At 65.4% G+C, this 17,081-nt stretch carries 12 protein-coding genes; 4 read left to right on the top strand and 8 right to left on the bottom strand.

Going from position 1 to position 17,081, the window contains the following annotated elements; translation table 11 throughout:
• Nucleotides 1–2 precede the first annotated feature (2 nt).
• The 3 genes from B0G69_RS24350 to B0G69_RS24340 form a co-directional block, all read right to left on the bottom strand.
• A complete protein-coding gene (locus B0G69_RS24350) occupies nt 3–1,016 on the bottom strand; it encodes a peptidoglycan DD-metalloendopeptidase family protein (RefSeq protein WP_121321765.1) in 1,014 nt (337 codons plus the stop codon).
• A gap of 672 nt (nt 1,017–1,688) precedes the next feature.
• Nucleotides 1,689–2,105 (bottom strand): hypothetical protein, encoded by a 417-nt coding sequence (locus tag B0G69_RS24345; protein ID WP_121321763.1) that lies wholly within the window; start codon nt 2,103–2,105, stop codon nt 1,689–1,691.
• A gap of 337 nt (nt 2,106–2,442) precedes the next feature.
• On the bottom strand, nt 2,443–3,603 hold the full coding sequence (locus B0G69_RS24340) for a porin (RefSeq protein ID WP_121321761.1): 1,161 nt from the start codon (nt 3,601–3,603) through the stop codon (nt 2,443–2,445).
• A gap of 599 nt (nt 3,604–4,202) precedes the next feature.
• On the opposite strand from B0G69_RS24340, the gene B0G69_RS24335 reads away from it, so the two are divergent.
• Both B0G69_RS24335 and B0G69_RS24330 read left to right on the top strand, forming a co-directional pair.
• Nucleotides 4,203–5,321: an OpgC domain-containing protein gene (locus tag B0G69_RS24335; protein ID WP_121321759.1), complete on the top strand. Its 1,119-nt coding sequence runs from the start codon at nt 4,203–4,205 to the stop codon at nt 5,319–5,321.
• Between the two features lie 186 nt (nt 5,322–5,507).
• A complete protein-coding gene (locus B0G69_RS24330) occupies nt 5,508–6,380 on the top strand; it encodes an alpha/beta hydrolase-fold protein (protein WP_121321757.1) in 873 nt (290 codons plus the stop codon).
• A 29-nt stretch (nt 6,381–6,409) separates the two neighbouring features.
• Here B0G69_RS24330 and B0G69_RS24325 read toward each other — a convergent pair whose 3' ends face one another.
• On the bottom strand, nt 6,410–7,492 hold the full coding sequence (locus B0G69_RS24325; RefSeq protein WP_121321755.1) for an AI-2E family transporter: 1,083 nt from the start codon (nt 7,490–7,492) through the stop codon (nt 6,410–6,412).
• A gap of 343 nt (nt 7,493–7,835) precedes the next feature.
• Here B0G69_RS24325 and B0G69_RS24320 point away from each other — a divergent pair, with 343 nt between their 5' ends.
• Both B0G69_RS24320 and B0G69_RS24315 read left to right on the top strand, forming a co-directional pair.
• The gene (locus B0G69_RS24320) at nt 7,836–8,120 is read left to right on the top strand and encodes a DUF3331 domain-containing protein (protein WP_121323857.1); all 285 of its coding nucleotides are present in this window, start codon (nt 7,836–7,838) and stop codon (nt 8,118–8,120) included.
• 309 nt (nt 8,121–8,429) lie between these two features.
• Complete coding sequence (locus B0G69_RS24315) at nt 8,430–10,997, top strand: adenosylcobalamin-dependent ribonucleoside-diphosphate reductase (RefSeq protein ID WP_121321753.1); 2,568 nt, start codon at nt 8,430–8,432, stop codon at nt 10,995–10,997.
• A 140-nt stretch (nt 10,998–11,137) separates the two neighbouring features.
• On the opposite strand, the gene B0G69_RS24310 is transcribed toward B0G69_RS24315, so the two are convergent.
• From B0G69_RS24310 to B0G69_RS24295, 4 genes are all read right to left on the bottom strand, one after another.
• A complete protein-coding gene (locus B0G69_RS24310; protein ID WP_121321750.1) occupies nt 11,138–12,088 on the bottom strand; it encodes a DmsC/YnfH family molybdoenzyme membrane anchor subunit in 951 nt (316 codons plus the stop codon).
• 35 nt (nt 12,089–12,123) lie between these two features.
• Complete coding sequence (locus B0G69_RS24305) at nt 12,124–12,882, bottom strand: 4Fe-4S dicluster domain-containing protein (RefSeq protein ID WP_121321748.1); 759 nt, start codon at nt 12,880–12,882, stop codon at nt 12,124–12,126.
• Between the two features lie 86 nt (nt 12,883–12,968).
• A complete protein-coding gene (locus B0G69_RS24300; protein ID WP_121321746.1) occupies nt 12,969–15,890 on the bottom strand; it encodes a molybdopterin-dependent oxidoreductase in 2,922 nt (973 codons plus the stop codon).
• 183 nt (nt 15,891–16,073) lie between these two features.
• Complete coding sequence (locus tag B0G69_RS24295) at nt 16,074–17,072, bottom strand: Ldh family oxidoreductase (protein WP_121321744.1); 999 nt, start codon at nt 17,070–17,072, stop codon at nt 16,074–16,076.
• Nucleotides 17,073–17,081 lie beyond the last annotated feature (9 nt).

Raw genomic sequence — 17,081 nt, 5'->3', positions numbered from 1 at the left:
CGTCAGCCGCGACCTTGTGGAAGATACGGCAGCGGATCGATCGGCTTGCCGTCGTGGCGCAACTCGAAACCGACGGACACGCGCGAGTTGTTTTCGTCGCCCATCTCCGCGATCTGCTGTCCTTGCCGAACGATGTCGCCGATCTTGACCAGCAGCTTGCGGTTATGCGAGTACGCGGTCAGAAAGTCCTTGTTGTGCTGGACGATGATCAGGCTGCCGTAGCTGTTCAACCCGGTGCCGGCGTACATCACGCGGCCGTCGGCGGCGGCGCGCACCGGATCGCCCGGCTTGCCGCCGATCTCGATACCGCGCGTTTCGCCGGGCTGGAATGCCTCGACCACGCGGCCGCCCGCTGGCCACGCCAGCGCGACCCCGTTCGCGTGCCGCGCGGTTTGCTGCATGACTTCGCGCGCCTGTTCGGGGGTCGGCGAACCTGCGGCGGGCGAGTTCGTAGTGGACTGCGCCGAGCCCGCCGCCGCTGCTTGCTGCGCCGCCGCCGAAGCCGAAGCCGAAGCCGCAGCCGAAGCCGCAGCCGCCGCTGCGGAGCCCGGCGCGGAACCCGCGGCAGCTTTCGCAGCCAACGCCGCCTTCGCATTGGCCGCATTCGCGGCATTCACCGCCCGCACCGTTTCCGGCGACGCGACATGCAGCACCTGCCCCAGCTTCAGCCGCGACGACGCCTTCAATCCGTTCCACGTTTGCAACTGTTTGACGCTGCAGTGATGATGCTGCGCGATGCGCGACAGCGTATCGCCACGCTTGACCCGATAGACGAGCGGCGGCGATTTTTTGAGCGACACGCCCTCATCGGTGCCCGTCGCGACAGGCGTGCCCGCCGACGCGGCATTGGAAGCCGACGCGGCTACCAATGCCGGCACGCCGGACGCAGCCACCGGGCTCACCGCCACGCCGTTCTGCGCGTCCTGCTGCCCCACATTCGCACAACCACTCACTGCCAGCGCGACCCACACGCCGGCCAGGCTGGCCATCATCGTTCTGTCGAAACGTCTCGTCATCTCTGTTCGACTCCTGCCTTATTCATGAGCGGGCCCGATGCCGCCATGTCATCTGCCAATGGGCGCGGTCTTACGCCGCGCAGCCTGCTTCGCGACACGGCGAGGCCGCCTCGTGCGACGCTCATCCTGTGCCCTGCCGACCAATCCACCTTGACGCTGACCGGAACGGCCTGAGTCCGGTGTCTCACGGAACAGCCGGTCCCCAGCGCGAAGGCCCAGATTGCTGATCAAAATTCCAGCGGAATTGTAAAGGGCGCTTTAACGAAAACGCCTCGTCACGAACACTCTGATACAAACATTACTCACGTATTTCCGGGACGCGTTTGCACCCGCCGTGGCGTGTACCAAGGCGTGCTCTTTCGAGCACACGGCGGCATCGCGTCCGCGGTTGTCGGCGACTGATTGCACGAGGGTGTGCGCGGACTGAACACGTCCGATTTGCCCCGCTCGCGGGAATGTCCACCGGAGTAAGCATCGCAAGACGAGGCAATCGCGCCATCGCGCGTCGTGTCCCGTGATCGGACAATCACCTTTTCTTTAACGGCAGCTCGCCGCCGGAACTTGAATCGACATGTGTCGCAATGGCGCGCGGCGCGCGGAAATGCGTCCGCGAGGGAAAGGCGGCCGTCAACATCGACAAGCTCGCCTGACTTCGATGACCCAACGTGGGCGCTAGCTGTAGTACTGCCCCGCGTACTTCACATACCCCACCGGATGATGTGTGAAGTGCAGCACCGGCAGCACGGGATTCGAATTGTCGGCGGTCGGATAAGCGCTGGCTTCGGAGATGTATTCGCCTTGCGCCTCGATCGGCTGCCCGGCCTGGAGGCCGGGGATTTCCTGCGCCAGTCCCTCGTTGTCGCCGAAACGCACGGCGACGAAGACCTCCGTGCCCACCAGGTTCTGCGTCCCGCCCTCGAACTTCAGCACCTTGTCGATCCTGATGACGAGGTGCTGGTGATTGGCGCCGTGGTGATTGTCCGGGCTGTCGAACACCTTGGCGATCGTGCCTTGCACGCACGCGAGCGGCGCGCCCAGCGAATGCACATAACGATGATGCGGAAGTATCTGTGTCGCGCGATTGCTCATGAAGTCTCCATGCAAAAATAAGTGGGCTTGCCTACGGCAAACGAAACACGCGGCTGCCGGGCGGCGACAGCGCGATACCGTTTGAGCGAGCCGTGCCGTGCGAGTTCATTGCGCGGGACCATGGCGCGAAACCGGCAGCGCACTCGCCGGTGCAAACGCGAGCAAACAAACCGCACGCCTTAGAGGGGTCGGGGGAAGCGATTTCAGGAAAGCGTCCGATATGGCGAGGCAAGCCGAAGAAAATACTCCTACGGCTCTTTTGAAGTGCGCGCTGTTCGATTAAGGCGCGAGCGCATCGCGCAATGAAACCCCGCGATGAATCACCGCAGCGGCCTGCCTAGAATTTATGCCGGATCGCCGCGCGCACCACGACCTGCTTCGACGTCGACGAAGGCGACTGGGTGCCGGGGATGAACGCGTAGTCGAGAATCGAAAAGGTCTGGTCGCCCGTGACCTGCTGATACTCGCCCTGAATATAGACGTCGGTGCGTTTGGACAGGTTGTAATCCGCCATCAGGCCGAACGAGTGAATGCGCGGCTTCACGCCGCCGTTCGACGCGTCGTAGGTCTCCATCGTGTACACGTACTGCGCGCCGACGAACAGCATCGGCGAAATCTGATACTTGCCGTTCACCTCGAAGTTCTGATACTTCAGCGAGTTCAGCAGCACGCCCGGCGGCACGAGCGGCGTGGTGCCGAGATAGCCGTTGCCGGTCGGATTCAGATAGTTCGAGTTGGTGTAGACGAAGCCCGCCGTCGCCGAACCGAAGGTGTAGGTAATGCCGCCGCCGAACACGCGCATGCGGGCCGCGATGAAACCGGCGTCGTTCGCGGTGATCGCACCGTTCGCGCCATTGCCCGGATTGTCGGCCTGCAGATACGCCGCAGCCACCAGCAAGCCGGCATACGCATACTGCCCGCCGATGCTGTACGCCCGATTGTTCGCGAAGCCGGTGTCGTTGCTGAAACTGTAGGTGCCGCCGAACTGGAAGCCGGAGATCGACGGGCTGGCGTACTTGACCGTGTTGTCGAGACGGAACGTGTTGTCGGTGTTGTCGTTATCGAGCGGGTGCGAGAACAGCGTGCCCGCCCAGTTGCCGTTGGCGGTGGTCTGAGCCAGATAGTCGACCACTGAATCGTACTGGCGGCCGAAGGTCAGTGTGCCATACGGCGCCGAACTCAAGCCGACGTAGGCCTGCCGCCCGAACATCCGGCCGCCCTGCGCGAGCCGCCCGGAATTCAGGTCGAAACCGTTCTCGATCTGGAACACCGCTTTGAGGCCGCCGCCGAGTTCCTCGGCGCCTTTCAGGCCCCAGCGGCTGCCTTGCGCGAAACCGCTCGCCAGTTCGTAGACGTGGCCACGGCCGACATTGTTGGTGTAGTTGATGCCCTCGTCGATCACGCCATACAGCGTGACGCTGGTCTGTGCGTCGGCGGACGCGGCAAAAACGGCGGACACAGCGGCAGAGACAGCCAGCGCGAACACTTGCTTGTTCATGATGATCTCCCTGCACTCGAGTAATCGGACAACTCGATCCGGCCGCTTCTTCTGCTGGCGCTTCCGGGCACTTCGACAGTGCTGCTCACGACCCCGCCGCGCTTTTGGGAAATCCTCACACGCCGTTTGCGGGCCGTCCATTGGGGGTCGCTTCGATCTCTTGAAATGTTGCGAAATCTCCACTGTGTGCGGCAACCACTTTTTTCCCGGCTCCCGTTCAGGTAGGCGGCACAGCACGGTCCGCACGAATTCGACGATGCTTCGCCGCACTCGCGCCGTGCGCCCTGCGCTGCGGCTTTGTCATGGAAAGAAATATAATGGGCGGTTTTGGCCCCGGCGCAGCGGAACTCCGCGCCGTCCTCCGGGGTCTTTTTAATGCCCCCTGACACCACGCCTTGCGAGGCCGGTCGAACGCGGCGACGTGGGTCACGACGTGAGCACGACGTGAGCACGACGTGAGCACGATGTGAGCGCGATGTGAAGCACGACATGGGTCGAATCCCGCCGCAGCACTGAATCAATCCAATTCCAAAGCCTTGTGAGACGCCTGCCGCGCTGTGTCAGCGCGCCGTCGCACGGGGCTGCTTTTGGCGCAACCAATGCAACCTTCATCCTCACGCCTGATCGAGCTGGACTTTTTCCGCGGCCTGGTCCTGCTGATCATCGTCGTCGACCACATCGGCGGCAGCATCCTGTCGCGCTTTACGCTGCACGCGTACGCGTTGTGCGATGCCGCCGAAGTCTTCGTGTTCCTCGGCGGCTTCGCTACCGCAACGGCCTACGTGGCGCTCGCCGAACGGCGCAACGAGACGATCGCGCGCAGCCGCTTCCTGCGGCGCTCGCTCGAAATCTATCGCGCGTTCCTCATCACCGCGGGGTTGATGCTGCTGGTCAGCGCGGTGTTGAGCGCGTTCAACATCGACGGACCGAATCTCGCCACCACCGATCTCGACGATCTGATCGCGGCGCCCGTCGGCGCGCTGCGCGACATCCTGCTGTTCCGCCGCCAGCCCTATCTGGCTTCAGTGCTGCCGATGTACGCGTTCTTCGCGCTGCTGGTGCCGATGATCCTGCCGCTCGCGCGCAGCAAACCGTGGCTGCTGCTGGCCGGCAGCGTCGCACTGTGGGCCGGCGCGCCGGCGATCGACGCCTACCTGCCCGCCGCGCCGGACATGCACTGGGACTTCAACCCGTTCGCGTGGCAGTTGCTGTTCGTGCTCGGCGTGCTCGCGCGATGCCAGCCGGTTTATCAGCGTGTCAGTGCGCACCGCCTCAGCTGGATCGTCAGCCTGAGTGCGTTCGCGGTGGTGGCCGGCGCGGCCTATTTCAAGCTCTTCATCCATCACGGATCGCTCGACGCGAGCCTCAAGCAGAATCTGTCCTGGCTGCGGGCGGGCAACTTCCTCGCCATCGCCTGGGTCGTCGCCAATCTGATCGAGCTCGGCTGGGCGAAGAAGCTCGCGCAGTGGTTGCCGTGGGTCGGCGTGATCGGGCGCAAGGGGCTGCTGTGCTTCATCGCCGGTGCGGTGATCTCGCTCGTGGTCGACTCGGTGCTGTACGCGGCGACCGACGGCTATCTGAACTACCCCCTCGGCCTGCTCGCCGATGTGGTCGCGGTCGGCGCCCTCTTCGCCGTCGCGTTGGGCGTGGCGCCGCTCAAGCGCTTCGTCGGACGCTTTGTCGGACGCTTTGTCGGCGCGCCCGGGACGTCGTCCTGAGAGGTGCGTGCGGGGCAAGCCGGTGGCGCGCCTCTTCCGCTTCCTGCCTGCATCGCCTACGCTCAAATCGGGCTCAACTCGGGCTCAACTCGGGCTCAAATTCGGCTCAAACCGGTCTCAACTTCGCCGCCGATGCTGATAGCATGACGGCCGCGCGCAAGCTGCGCGCCGGCTTCCCACCCTCACATGCGTCCACTCCTACACCTCGCACTCGCCCTGCTATCCATCGCCGCCAGCATGCCGGCGTCCGCCAGCACCGTCGTCAGCCGCAGCTTTTATGCAGAAGCGCTCGGCCGCGACTGGAGCTACACGGTCTATCTGCCGAGCGGCTATCGTCAGGACGCCGCGCGCATGCCCGTGCTCTATCTCCTGCACGGCAACAACGGCGACGCCAACGACTGGCTCACCCAGGGCCACCTGCAAAGCGCCGCCGATACCCTGATCGCGCGCAAGGAGATCCCGCCGGTCGTCATCGTGATGCCGCAAGGCGGCACCGACTGGTACGTCGATCGCAAGGAAAAGATGGAAAGCGCGTTTTTCGGCGATCTGCTGCCCGAGATAGAAACGCATTACGCGGTGTCGACGCAGCGTGGCGGGCGGGCGATCGGCGGGGTGTCGATGGGCGGCTTCGGCGCGCTGCGCTACGCGCTGACGCAGCCGGAACTGTTCTGCGGCGCGCTGCTGCTGAGCCCCGCGATCTACGCGAACGAGCCGCCGCGCGCATCGGCTGCGCGCCGGGTCGGCGTGTTTGGCGAGCGGCAGTTCGATCCTGAAATCTGGCACGAACTCAACTATCCAGCGCAGTGGGAGCGCTACATGAGCCGGCCGTATCGCCTGCCGATGTTCATCGCCGCCGGCGACGACGACCTCGCGATCCAGGCCGACGCGTCCTCGCTATACACGCGTCTGCGGCTGGCGGGCAATCCGGCGGCGCTGCGCATCATCGACGGCGGCCACACGTGGGAAGTCTGGAGCGCGCTGCTGCCGGCCGCGTTGAAATACGCACTCGGCTGCATGAAGCCGCCGGCGGTCGAGCATCCGTCGAATCAGCGGCCGTGAGCGGGGCCGGGGGGCGCGAAAACCCGGCCCTACCGCACCAGATCGGTCCAGAACACCATCAGCACCGTCATCAGCGCCGGCCCGATGAAGATGCCGAGCAGCCCGAACGTCTCCGCCCCGCCGAGAATGCCGAACAGCACGAGCAGGAACGGCAGGCGTGTCGAATTGCCGATCAGCACGGGCCGCACGAAGTGCTCGGCGACGAACACCACGATCGAGCCGAACACGACCAGCCCCATGGCCGCGGCCACCGAGCCCTGCGCGAGCAGCCACAGCGCCGCGAGGCCGAACGTGATCGGCGCGCAGAACGGCAGCATCGCGGCGATCGCGGTAATCAAGCCGAGCAGCGCGACATGCGGCAAGCCGGTCACGAAATAGGCGACACCCAGCAACACGCCCTCCCCGAGTCCGACCACGACCAGCCCCGACACCGTGCCGCGCACCGCGGCGGCCATCCGTTGCAGAAGCTCGGCGCCGTCGTCGCCGAAGCCGCGCCGCACGCCCCGGATCAGCGCGCCGGACAGGCGCGGCCCCGCCTGGAAAATCACGAACAGCGTCACCAGCATGAAGCCGAACACCGCCACCGCATGGAGCGCACGCACGCCGAAGCGGCGGCCGAGCATCATCACCGTGGGGTTGTGCAGGCCCTTCATCGCTGCCGAATCACCCAGCGGCTGCGCGAGGTTGGCCTGCCACCACGCGGAAATCTGCTGCGCGCCGAACGGCAAACGCGCGATGAAGTCCGGCAGCGCGATGCCGTTTTCCCGCGCGCTCCTGAACCATTCGTTCAGGTCGTGCGCCTCACGCAGCGCCTGAGCGATGCCGATGCCGACCGGCAGCACCACCAGCAGCGCAATCGCCAGCGTGAGCGCCGCGGCGATCAGCGTGGTGCGGCCCGTGAACCAGCGGATGCCCTCGACCTTGCGCAACAGCGGCCACAGCGCGATCGCGACCACCCCGGCCCACGCGACCACCACGATGAAGTCGCGCACGACCCACACCGCCAGCAGCACCAGTCCGATGTACAGGGCGAGCGAGGCCGCCTTCTGCTTTTTCAGGCGATCCGGCGGCACCGGGTGATCGGACGAGGTGTCGGGCGGGGGTGAAATCATAGGGATTCTCATTTGATATGTGCGCGCGAGCCGACCGGAAAAAACCAAACCCGCTACACTGACAGCGGCCGGTCGGCGGCTCATCGAAGAGCCCTATCTTAAAGGAAGCAGCGGCGCCCTCTGCGGGCAGCACCTTCGTCGCGCTCCAGTCAACACTCCGTTGCAAAAACTCACACTATTAAAAATTCACATAATAACGGCGTGTAACGTCCGTCTTTTCGGGCGATCGTAAATGTCAAGCGGCATTGTTGCTATTTGGAGAACACTGTTTCAACCGCGGCACAATGGCTATCCGGCGCGCACGGGACTACATTCGGCACACCACAATACGGAGCCGATGATGATGACCTTAGAGTCCATCCCCCTTGACGGTACCAATGGCGTACGCATCGAAATTCTCGAGCGCTCCGACACGACGCTGGTGATCCGCTGGGTAGAACCGGGGCGATGTCATTACGGCGAGCAACGCTGGCGGCGCAGGTCGGCGCATACCTCGGGCACCTGCGCGGTATCGCGGCGCAAGATCCGCCGCGGCGACGCGGTGTTCAAACCCGCCGAACGGCCCGCGCCGTCGAATGCTTCCGCGATGATCTGTGCCGAAATCCTCTGCGCGCTGGCGGAAGCCTGACGCTTCGAGCCGCCGCCGCTGCGCTGTCACCCTGCCGTCACCCTTCCTGCCTGGTTCTGTGCCGGCGTCGCGCGCATCGCGCCGATACGCCCGGCAAACCGCCCTTCGCGCGGCAGGATGCACGGGCGCCCTTTGCCCACGCGCGCTACGCCGCGCGCCGAACACCTCCGATTGCGGCCCTTCGCCACGTGCGCTAAGGTGGACCTCATTGCGACAAGTCAGCCGCCGGCTTCCTGCGCGACGGTAAAAGTGACCCCGCATTTCCACCCACCGCGCCGCGCCCGCTGCGGCGCCGTTTGAGGGCCTACCATGGCAGAAGACACGCCGGACACCCGCGCGGCTCTAGCGCTCCCCGTTCCCCTCGTCGCTCCGCAACAATTCTCCGTCGACGTTCTGCTCGAAAAATACGCGAAAAGCGATGAACAATCGGCCGACGACGTGTTCAAACGCGTCGCCCGCGGCGTCGCTGAGGCCGAGCCGCCGGCGCTGCGCGAATCGGTCGAGGCGCTGTTCGTCGACAATCTGCGGCACGGCGCGCTCGGCGCGGGCCGCATCATGAGCGCGGCGGGCACCGGCATCGCCGCCACGCTGATCAACTGCTTCGTGCAGCCGGTCGGCGACGCGATCCAGGGCGTCGACGAGCAGGGCCTGCCCGGCATCTACGTCGCACTGCTGCAAGCGGCCGAAACCATGCGCCGCGGCGGCGGCGTCGGCTACAACTTCTCCGCGATCCGGCCCAAGGGTGCGCGCGTTCACACCACGAGTTCGTCGGCGTCCGGGCCATGCAGTTATATGGACGTGTTCGACGCGTCGTGCCGCACGGTCGAAAGCGCGGGTTCGCGACGCGGCGCGCAAATGGCCGTGCTCGATTGCAGCCACCCCGATCTGCTCGAATTCATCGAGGCCAAGCATTCGAAGGGCCGTTGGAACAACTTCAACGTGTCGGTCGGCGTCACCGATGAATTCATGCACGCCGTCGAAGAAGATCAGCCCTGGCAACTTGTGCATCGGGCCGAGCCGTCGCCGACGCTGCGCGCGGCCGGCGACGTGCGGCAACGCGAAGACGGTCAATGGGTCTATAGCGAACGCCCGGCCCGCGAGATCTGGGATCGCATCATGCGCTCCACGTACGACGTCGCGGAACCCGGCATCGTGTTCATCTCGCGCATGAACGAGGACAACAATCTGCGCGCCGTCGAAACCATCCGCGCGACCAATCCATGCGGCGAACAACCGCTGCCGGCATACGGCTGCTGCAATCTCGGACCGTTGAACCTGACGCGCTTCGTGATCGATCCGTTCGCGCAGATGAAAGGCGGCAAGCCTTCTTTCGACTGGGACGGCCTCGCGCGGCGCACCCGCACGCAAGTGCGTTTTCTCGACAACGTGCTCGACGTCACGCTGTGGCCGCTGCCGCAGCAATACGACGAGTCGCGCGCGAAGCGGCGTATCGGCGTCGGCTTCACCGGCCTCGGCGACACCCTCGTGATGCTCGGCTTGCGCTACGACTCGCAGGAAGGCCGCTTCTTCGCGGTGCGCATCGCGCAGCTGATGCGCGACGAGGCGTATCGCGCGTCGGTGGAACTGGCGAAAGAGCGCGGCGCGTTTCCGCTATTCGACGCCGAGCGCTACCTGGAAGCCGGCACCTTCGCGTCGCGCCTGCCCGACGATATCAAGCAGGCGATCCGCCGCGACGGCATCCGCAACAGCCATCTGCTGTCGATCGCACCGACCGGCACCGTGAGCCTCGCGTTCGCGGACAACGCGTCGAACGGCATCGAGCCGGCCTTCTCGTGGACCTACACGCGCATGAAGGTGATGGCCGATGGCGGGCGCGAATCGTTCGACGTCGAGGACTACGCGTACCGGCTCTATCGCGAACTCGGCGGCGACGTGAAGAACCTGCCGGAGTATTTCGTCAGCGCGCTGCAGATGTCGGCGCGCGACCACCTCGACATGATGGCGGCCGTGCAGCCTTACGTGGACACGTCGATCTCGAAGACGGTCAACGTGCCCGCCGATTATCCGTTCGAAGCGTTCGAAAGCCTCTACTTCGACGCGTGGAAAAACGGCCTCAAGGGCCTCGCTACGTATCGCCCGAACGAGACGCTCGGCGCGGTGCTCAGCGTGAGCCCGCCGCAAGCGGACGACACGCTCGCCGAGAACGATCTCGATCCGTTGCGTATCGCGATCGATCATCGGCCCAAAGGCGAGTTGCCGGCGATCATCGAGAAGGTCGAATATCTGACCCAGGCCGGCAAGAAGTCGCTCTACGTGGCGGCGTCGTTCATCGAGGTGACCGGGCGTCTGGGCGGTGAGGACGTGACGATCGAGCGGCCGATCGAATTCTTCATCCCCACCGGCCAGCGCGACGAATCGCAGCAATGGATCACAGCGACGATGCGCTCGCTGTCGCTCGCCGCGCGCGGCGGGTTCGTCGCGCGCAACCTGCAGGATATGCGCAAGGTCTCGTGGGATCGCGGACAGGTCCGGCTCGGCGACGTGCAACGGCTCGACGGGCATCGCGCGCCGCGCTGGCACGATTCGGAGGTGGCCGCACTCGCGTTTGCGATCCAGCAGATTCTGCATCGGCGGGGCTTTCTCGATGCCGAGGGCAATCAGGTCCCGTCGCGCATGCTGGCGCGTCTGCCGCGCGGGCAGATGAAAGCGGAGACGGCGTTGTCGGCGGACTTCGGGCTGCGCCCGCCGCCCGCTGACGCCAGTGCCGATGCCGACGTGTTGGCACAGCCCGGCGGCGCGCAGGGACTGCACACGATGCTCGGGCGCAAGTGCGGGTCGTGCGGTGCGAATGCGGTGATTCGCAAGGACGGGTGTGATTTCTGTACGGCGTGTGGTGAAATTGGCGCGTGCGGGTAAAGCGGTGGACGTTGATTGAGCGCGCCGGCCGGCGCGCTCAGCCGTCAATCCACCAAGCGGGCGACAGGATCGCCTTGCTCGATCGATCCGGTCACCCTTTCATCCCGCTTCGCAACCGCGCCACCCTGCGAAGCCGCGTTTCAGCCGACTCTCGCGTAATAAAGATTTTGCGGATGCTTCGCTTCGGCGAAGAAGAACCAGCGTTCCGCGACGAGGCCCGCGTATTGCACGAGACAGGCCGCCGCAAGCAAGCCAAGCGACACGCCGATCGAATCCAGCCGCGCGCCGAGCGCCATCAACACGACCGGCACGACGAACGCCGTGACGAGAAAGCCCCACTTGATGCCGCGCAGCGTCCCCGCCGACTTGCCGTGAAAGAACTCGCGCAGATTGAACGCGCCGGCCGTGAAGCCGCGCGACACCTGCACGAGCTTCGGGTTGCGGATACCGGTCGCGCTCTGCACGGTCGACTTCGGCCGCAAACGCGCATTGCGCACCAGCGACGCCGAGCGGCTCGCGCAGCCCGCGAGCGTCAGCACGCACGCGCAGACGGCGAGCGCCACGGTCAACGCGGGCGCGCACCACGCGCTCAGCGCCGTGGCCAGCGTGAAGCCCGACGCGCAGCCGAGCAGCACGAAGTTGACCAGCGTGAGCGGCGTCGCCCATTCCTGCAGGAAGCGCAGGCACGCGTAGATCATCGCGGTGCAGACGAACAGCGTCGCGCTCGCCAGCACGCCGAGCCAGCCCAGCGCGAGCGACCACGGCGAGGCGAACCAGTGCGCGACGCCGTAGAAAAACGCGCAGGCGAGGAACGCAGGCAGGCACAGACATTCACGCGAGAGCCACGAGGTTCGCCACATCGCGATCGCCCGCCATGCGCGCTCGGGATGACCGAGATGGAAGAACGACGCGATCAGCCCGAGCCCGCCCAGGACCACCGACACCGCCGCGCCGATGACATAGAACGCAGCCGTGGGGGGCGCGACGAAACCCAGTTGCGCCGCGCTCTCCACGCCGACGAGCGCGATGAGCAAGCCTTGGGCCGCGCCGCTTAAAGTGGTGAGGAACACTACGGAGAATGCCGGATTCATCGTGAGGTCCTGGGTGGGTTCCGTTAAATGCGCGTTTAGATGCGCGTCGCCATCGACGCGAGATGCAGTTCGCCGCGCTGCAGTTGCGCGTCGAGCGAAGCGGGCGCGAGAGCCGCGTCGGTGGCAGACGAGCCGGACGCTTTGCACGAGCACGCGTCGCTGCCGCAGTTCGACGCCGCAGTGGGCACACGCGGCAGATAATGATTCGCGGGCCGGGTGTTCCACTCGGGCATCAGCTGATAGCCGCCACGCTCCTCGATCGCTTTCGACACCACCGACTGCGGATCGTGAATGTCGCCAAAGAGCCGCGCCGAAGTCGGGCACGCGAGCACACAGGCCGGCTGCCGATCGCGTTCGCTGAGATTTTCATCGTGAATGCGATCCACGCACAACGTGCACTTGGTCATCTCCTTGCGCGCTTCGTCGAGTTCGCGCGCGCCGTACGGGCACGCCCATGCGCAATACTTGCAGCCGATGCAGAGGTCGAAATCGACCAGCACCAGACCGTCTTCCTTGCGCTTGTAGCTCGCCCCGGTCGGACAGACCGGCACGCACGGCGGGTCCTCGCAATGCAGACACGATTTTGGAAAATGGATCGTCTCCGCATTCGGGAAACTGCCGGCTTCGAAACTCTGCACGCGGTTGAAGAAGGTGCCGGACGGGTCCGCGTCGTACGGGTTCAGGTCGGCGAGACTGCCCGATTCGCCCGACGTGTTCCACTCCTTGCAACTCGTCACGCACGCCTGGCATCCCACGCACACGTTCAGATCGATCACCAACGCCATCTGGGTCATCTAAAGCTCCTTGCCGCTGCCGGCGAGACGATGCTTGCGCCGACCTTGTTCCTGTCGCTGACCGTGGTGCGGCGTGACTTGGGCCGCTACTTCCGGCGGTTCGCACCCCGCAGCCGCGCCGCGAACTCGCCTCGTCCCGCGAAGTAGGTTTGCACGATCCGCGAGACCACGCCGTTCGAACCCGGCAGCGCGGGCATCGCGTCGAATTGCGGCAACGTGTGCCGCGCATCGGCTTCAGCTGGATAAATCCGCACGCGTACGTCGTACCACGCGGCCTGGCCAGTCACCGGATCGGAGTTCGACAGCCGTGAGTCCGCTGCGTCGCGAACGGGCAGTTCGTCGGTGATCAGGTGATTGAGCAGGAAGCCGCGCCGCGCTTCGTTCGCGCCCGGGCCGAGATTCCATGCGCCCGCCGCTTTGCCGATCGCGTTCCACGTCCACACGGTGCCGGGCTCGACAGTCTCGCTGAAGCGCGCCATGCAGCGCACGCGGCCCCATTGCGATTCCGCGTAAATCCAGCCGCCATCCTCGATGCCGTTTTCGGCGGCCATCAGTGGATTCATGTAGAGATAGTTCTCCCCATGAATCTGCCGCAGCCATGCGTTCTGCGAGTCCCACGAATGGTACATCGCCATCGGCCGCTGCGTCACGGCAGCGAGCGGGAAGCGCGCGAGATCGGTCGCCGCGCTTTCGAGCGGCGCGTACCAGAACGGCAGCGGATCGAAATACTTTTCGACTCGCGCGCGCAGATGATCCGGCGGCTGCCTGCCGCGCGTACGCCCTTGCGCGGCGAGCCTGAACTTCTGCATCACGTCGGAGTACAGCTGGATCAGGATCGGCTCGTTGAATTTGCGCAAGCCATGCTTGACCGCCCAGTCGAGATACGGGCCATTGCAGTTGCGCATGTACTGCAGCGTCTCGGGCAATCGGTAATGGAACACGCAATTGTTCTTCGCGTACTGTTCCCATTGCTTTGGATTCGGTTCGCCCACCAGCGCCTTGTCGCCATCCTTGCCGCGCCAGCCGATCAGAAAGCCGACGCCGGAGTCCGGCGCGGTCGTGTGATTGACGATGAAGTCGGGATAGTCGCGAAAGCGCCGCGCGCCGTCGGCGGTGGTGAACGCAGGAAACTTCAGCCGCGACGCGAGTTCGATCAGCACTTCCTGGAACGGCTTGCACTCGCCCGTCGGCGGCACGACCGGCACGCGCACCGAATCCACCGGGCCGTCGAATTCGGAGATCGGCCTGTCGAGCATCGACATCGCGTCGTGCCGTTCGAGGTAGGTCGTGTCCGGCAGGATCAGATCGGCGAACGCCGTCATCTCCGACTGGAACGCGTCGCACACCACGAGAAACGGAATCTTGTACTCGCCGTTAGCGTGCCTGTCGGCGAGCATCTCACGTACTTTCATCGTGTTCATCGACGAATTCCACGCCATGTTGGCCATGAAAATCATCAGCGTGTCGATCGGATACGGGTCGCCGCGCCACGCGTTGGTGATCACGCTGTGCATCACGCCATGCACGGCGAGCGGATATTCCCACGAGAACGCCTTGTCGATGCGCACCGGGCCGCCGTGTTCGTCGATGAACAGATCTTCGGGCGCGGCGGGCCAGCCGAGCGGGCCGCTCGCGAGCGGCGTGTTCGGCTTGACGGCGTCGGGACTGTTCGGCGGTTTGGCCGAGGGCGGCACCGCGCGCGGAAACGGCGACTTGTGGCGAAAGCCGCCCGGACTGTCGATCGTGCCGAGCAGCGACATCAGCACGGCGAGCGCGCGGATCGACTGGAAGCCGTTGGAGTGCGCGGCGAGCCCGCGCATCGCGTGAAAAGCCACCGGATTGCCTGTGACCGTTTCGTGCGTTTCGCCCCATGCATCGGTCCAGCGGATCGGCAATGTGATGCGATGCTCGCGGCTCGTCTGGATCATTTCGCCCGCGAGACGGCGAATCGTGTCCGCCGCGATGCCGGTGATGTCGGCGGCCCACTCGGGCGTGCAGCTGGCCACGCGCTCGCGCAGCAATGCGAACGACGGCGTGACCGGCGTGCCGTCGTCGAGCGTGTAGCGGCCGTCGAGCGCGGGCGTCACGCCGGAAGCATGATGAGGCACCGCGCGTCCGGCTTCGGCATCCCACCACACATGATTCTGCGGAAACAGCGGATTGCCGGCCGGTCTCTCCCGATCACGCACGAACAGGCCGAAGTTTTCGCTGGCCTCGTCGAGATCGACGAGTTCCGCCGCGTTCGTATAGCGGCGCACGAACTCGTGATCCCACGCGTCGGCGGCGATCAGTTCGTGCAGGAACGCCATGAAGAGCGCACCATCGGTGCCGGGTTTGATGGGCACCCACTCGTCGGCGATCGCCGCATAGCCGGTGCGGATCGGATTGATCGCGATGAAGCGGCCGCCCGCGCGCTTGAACTTCGAGATCGCGATCTTCAGTGGATTCGAGTGATGGTCTTCGGCGGTGCCGATCATGAAGAACAGTTTCGCGCTGTCCAGATCCGGGCCGCCGAATTCCCAGAACGAGCCGCCTATCGTGTAGATCATGCCCGCCGCCATGTTGGCCGAGCAGAAACCGCCATGCGCGGCGTAGTTGGGCGTGCCGAACTGCTTCGCGAAGAGGCCTGTCAGCGCCTGCATCTGGTCACGGCCTGTGAAGAGCGCGAACTTCTTCGGATCGGTCGCGCGGATCGCGGCGAGGCGCTTTTCAAGCACGTCGAAGGCGACCTCCCACGATACCGGCTCGAACTGTGCACTGCCCCGCTGCGCACCAGCCTTGCGCATCAACGGCTGGGTCAGGCGCGCGGGCGAGTACTGCTTCATGATGCCCGAGGCGCCCTTCGCGCAGATCACCCCCTGATTGAGTGGATGCTCCGGATTGCCGTCGATGTAACGCACCTCACCGTCACGCAGATGCACGCGAATGCCGCAGCGGCACGCGCACATGTAGCAGGTGGTGGTCTTGATGTCGAGCCGTTCGTTCTGCGTGCGGGCGTGGTGTTCCATGTGGAATCTCCGTCGCTGCTGCGGGTGTGTCGAAGCGGGAGGGTGCAATAACGACCATCCTATTCGCCCTGGCGTCAGAAGGGAAATCGCGATTCGCGACGGAAACTATCCGCGCCGCCGATAGTTTCCGTCGAGCTTTCAGTGGGACGCTGTGTCAACCACGGGCTGACTGGCCATGCGCGCTCAATCGCGTCCCTGCAGTTGCGCGATCAGCGCGTCCGGAATCTCCACACCCTCCTGCTGCGCCGTCCTCGCGAGGCTTTCGCGCCGATAACCCGGCAAGCGCACATCGTCGTCCTCGAGCATCATCGCGATCAACGCTTCCACGCGCGACAGATAAGCGTCGTCACCGGCGAGCGCGCCCGGATCGATCGCCCAGAACAGATGGCCGATGCGCGAGCGCTCACCTTCCTCGGTCAGGAACGAGCCCGCTTCATAACCGAAGTTCGCGCCGGTGAGCGCCGCCGCCAGCAACTCGACGACCAGCGCGAGCATCGCGCCTTTCGCGCCGCCAAACGGCAACATCATGCCGTCGAGCGCAGCGCGCGCGTCGGTGGTCGGCAAGCCGTCGCGGGTGGTCGCCCAGCCTTCGGGAATCGGCTTGCCGTCGCGCGCGGCGATCGCGATCTTGCCGCGCGCGATCTGCGACAGCGCGAGGTCGATCACCAGCGGCTCGCCGTTGCGACGCGGGAACACCGCCGCGATCGGATTGGTGCCGAACAGCGCGCGCCGGCCGCCCCATGCCGGCATCGCCCCCGGCGAGTTGCTGAACGCGAGCGCGACCATGCCTGCTTCGCCGAGCGCGGCGAGATGAGCCGCGCCCACGCCGAAGTGATGGCTGCGCTTCACGCCCGCCACCGCGCTGCCGAATTGCCGCGCGCGTTCGATCAGCGTCGACACCGCGAGATCGCAGGCCGGATACGCGAGACCGTCCGCGGCGTCGATCAGCACGCTCGCGCCGCGATCCGCGACGATGGCCGCTTGCGCGGCGGGATCGACGCGGCCGTTGCGCAACTGCGCACAATACATCGGCAGGCGCGACACGCCGTGGGACGACAAGCCGCGCAGGTCGGCATAGACCAGCGCGCGCGCCGTCGAGTCAGCCGTTGCCGGCAACGCGCCGGCGTGGCGCAGTGAGCCGACGGCAAGCTCGGCGAGCGCGTCGGGAAGCAGTCGGGCCATCGATCATTC

Source organism: Paraburkholderia sp. RAU2J, assembly GCF_003634845.1.
In the GTDB taxonomy this organism is placed as follows: domain Bacteria; phylum Pseudomonadota; class Gammaproteobacteria; order Burkholderiales; family Burkholderiaceae; genus Paraburkholderia; species Paraburkholderia fynbosensis.
Note: the sequence above shows the minus strand (reverse complement) of the source record. Positions and strands in the feature narration are given on the sequence as shown.

Coding starts and splice junctions, on each gene's coding strand:
- B0G69_RS24310 (WP_121321750.1), bottom strand. CDS start 12,088: ATGAATCCGGCATTCTCCGTAGTGTTCCTCACCACTTTAAGCGGCGCG.
- B0G69_RS24325 (WP_121321755.1), bottom strand. CDS start 7,492: ATGATTTCACCCCCGCCCGACACCTCGTCCGATCACCCGGTGCCGCCG.
- B0G69_RS24335 (WP_121321759.1), top strand. CDS start 4,203: ATGCAACCTTCATCCTCACGCCTGATCGAGCTGGACTTTTTCCGCGGC.
- B0G69_RS24295 (WP_121321744.1), bottom strand. CDS start 17,072: ATGGCCCGACTGCTTCCCGACGCGCTCGCCGAGCTTGCCGTCGGCTCA.
- B0G69_RS24305 (WP_121321748.1), bottom strand. CDS start 12,882: ATGACCCAGATGGCGTTGGTGATCGATCTGAACGTGTGCGTGGGATGC.
- B0G69_RS24340 (WP_121321761.1), bottom strand. CDS start 3,603: ATGAACAAGCAAGTGTTCGCGCTGGCTGTCTCTGCCGCTGTGTCCGCC.
- B0G69_RS24330 (WP_121321757.1), top strand. CDS start 5,508: ATGCGTCCACTCCTACACCTCGCACTCGCCCTGCTATCCATCGCCGCC.
- B0G69_RS24345 (WP_121321763.1), bottom strand. CDS start 2,105: ATGAGCAATCGCGCGACACAGATACTTCCGCATCATCGTTATGTGCAT.
- B0G69_RS24315 (WP_121321753.1), top strand. CDS start 8,430: ATGGCAGAAGACACGCCGGACACCCGCGCGGCTCTAGCGCTCCCCGTT.
- B0G69_RS24350 (WP_121321765.1), bottom strand. CDS start 1,016: ATGACGAGACGTTTCGACAGAACGATGATGGCCAGCCTGGCCGGCGTG.
- B0G69_RS24320 (WP_121323857.1), top strand. CDS start 7,836: ATGACCTTAGAGTCCATCCCCCTTGACGGTACCAATGGCGTACGCATC.
- B0G69_RS24300 (WP_121321746.1), bottom strand. CDS start 15,890: ATGGAACACCACGCCCGCACGCAGAACGAACGGCTCGACATCAAGACC.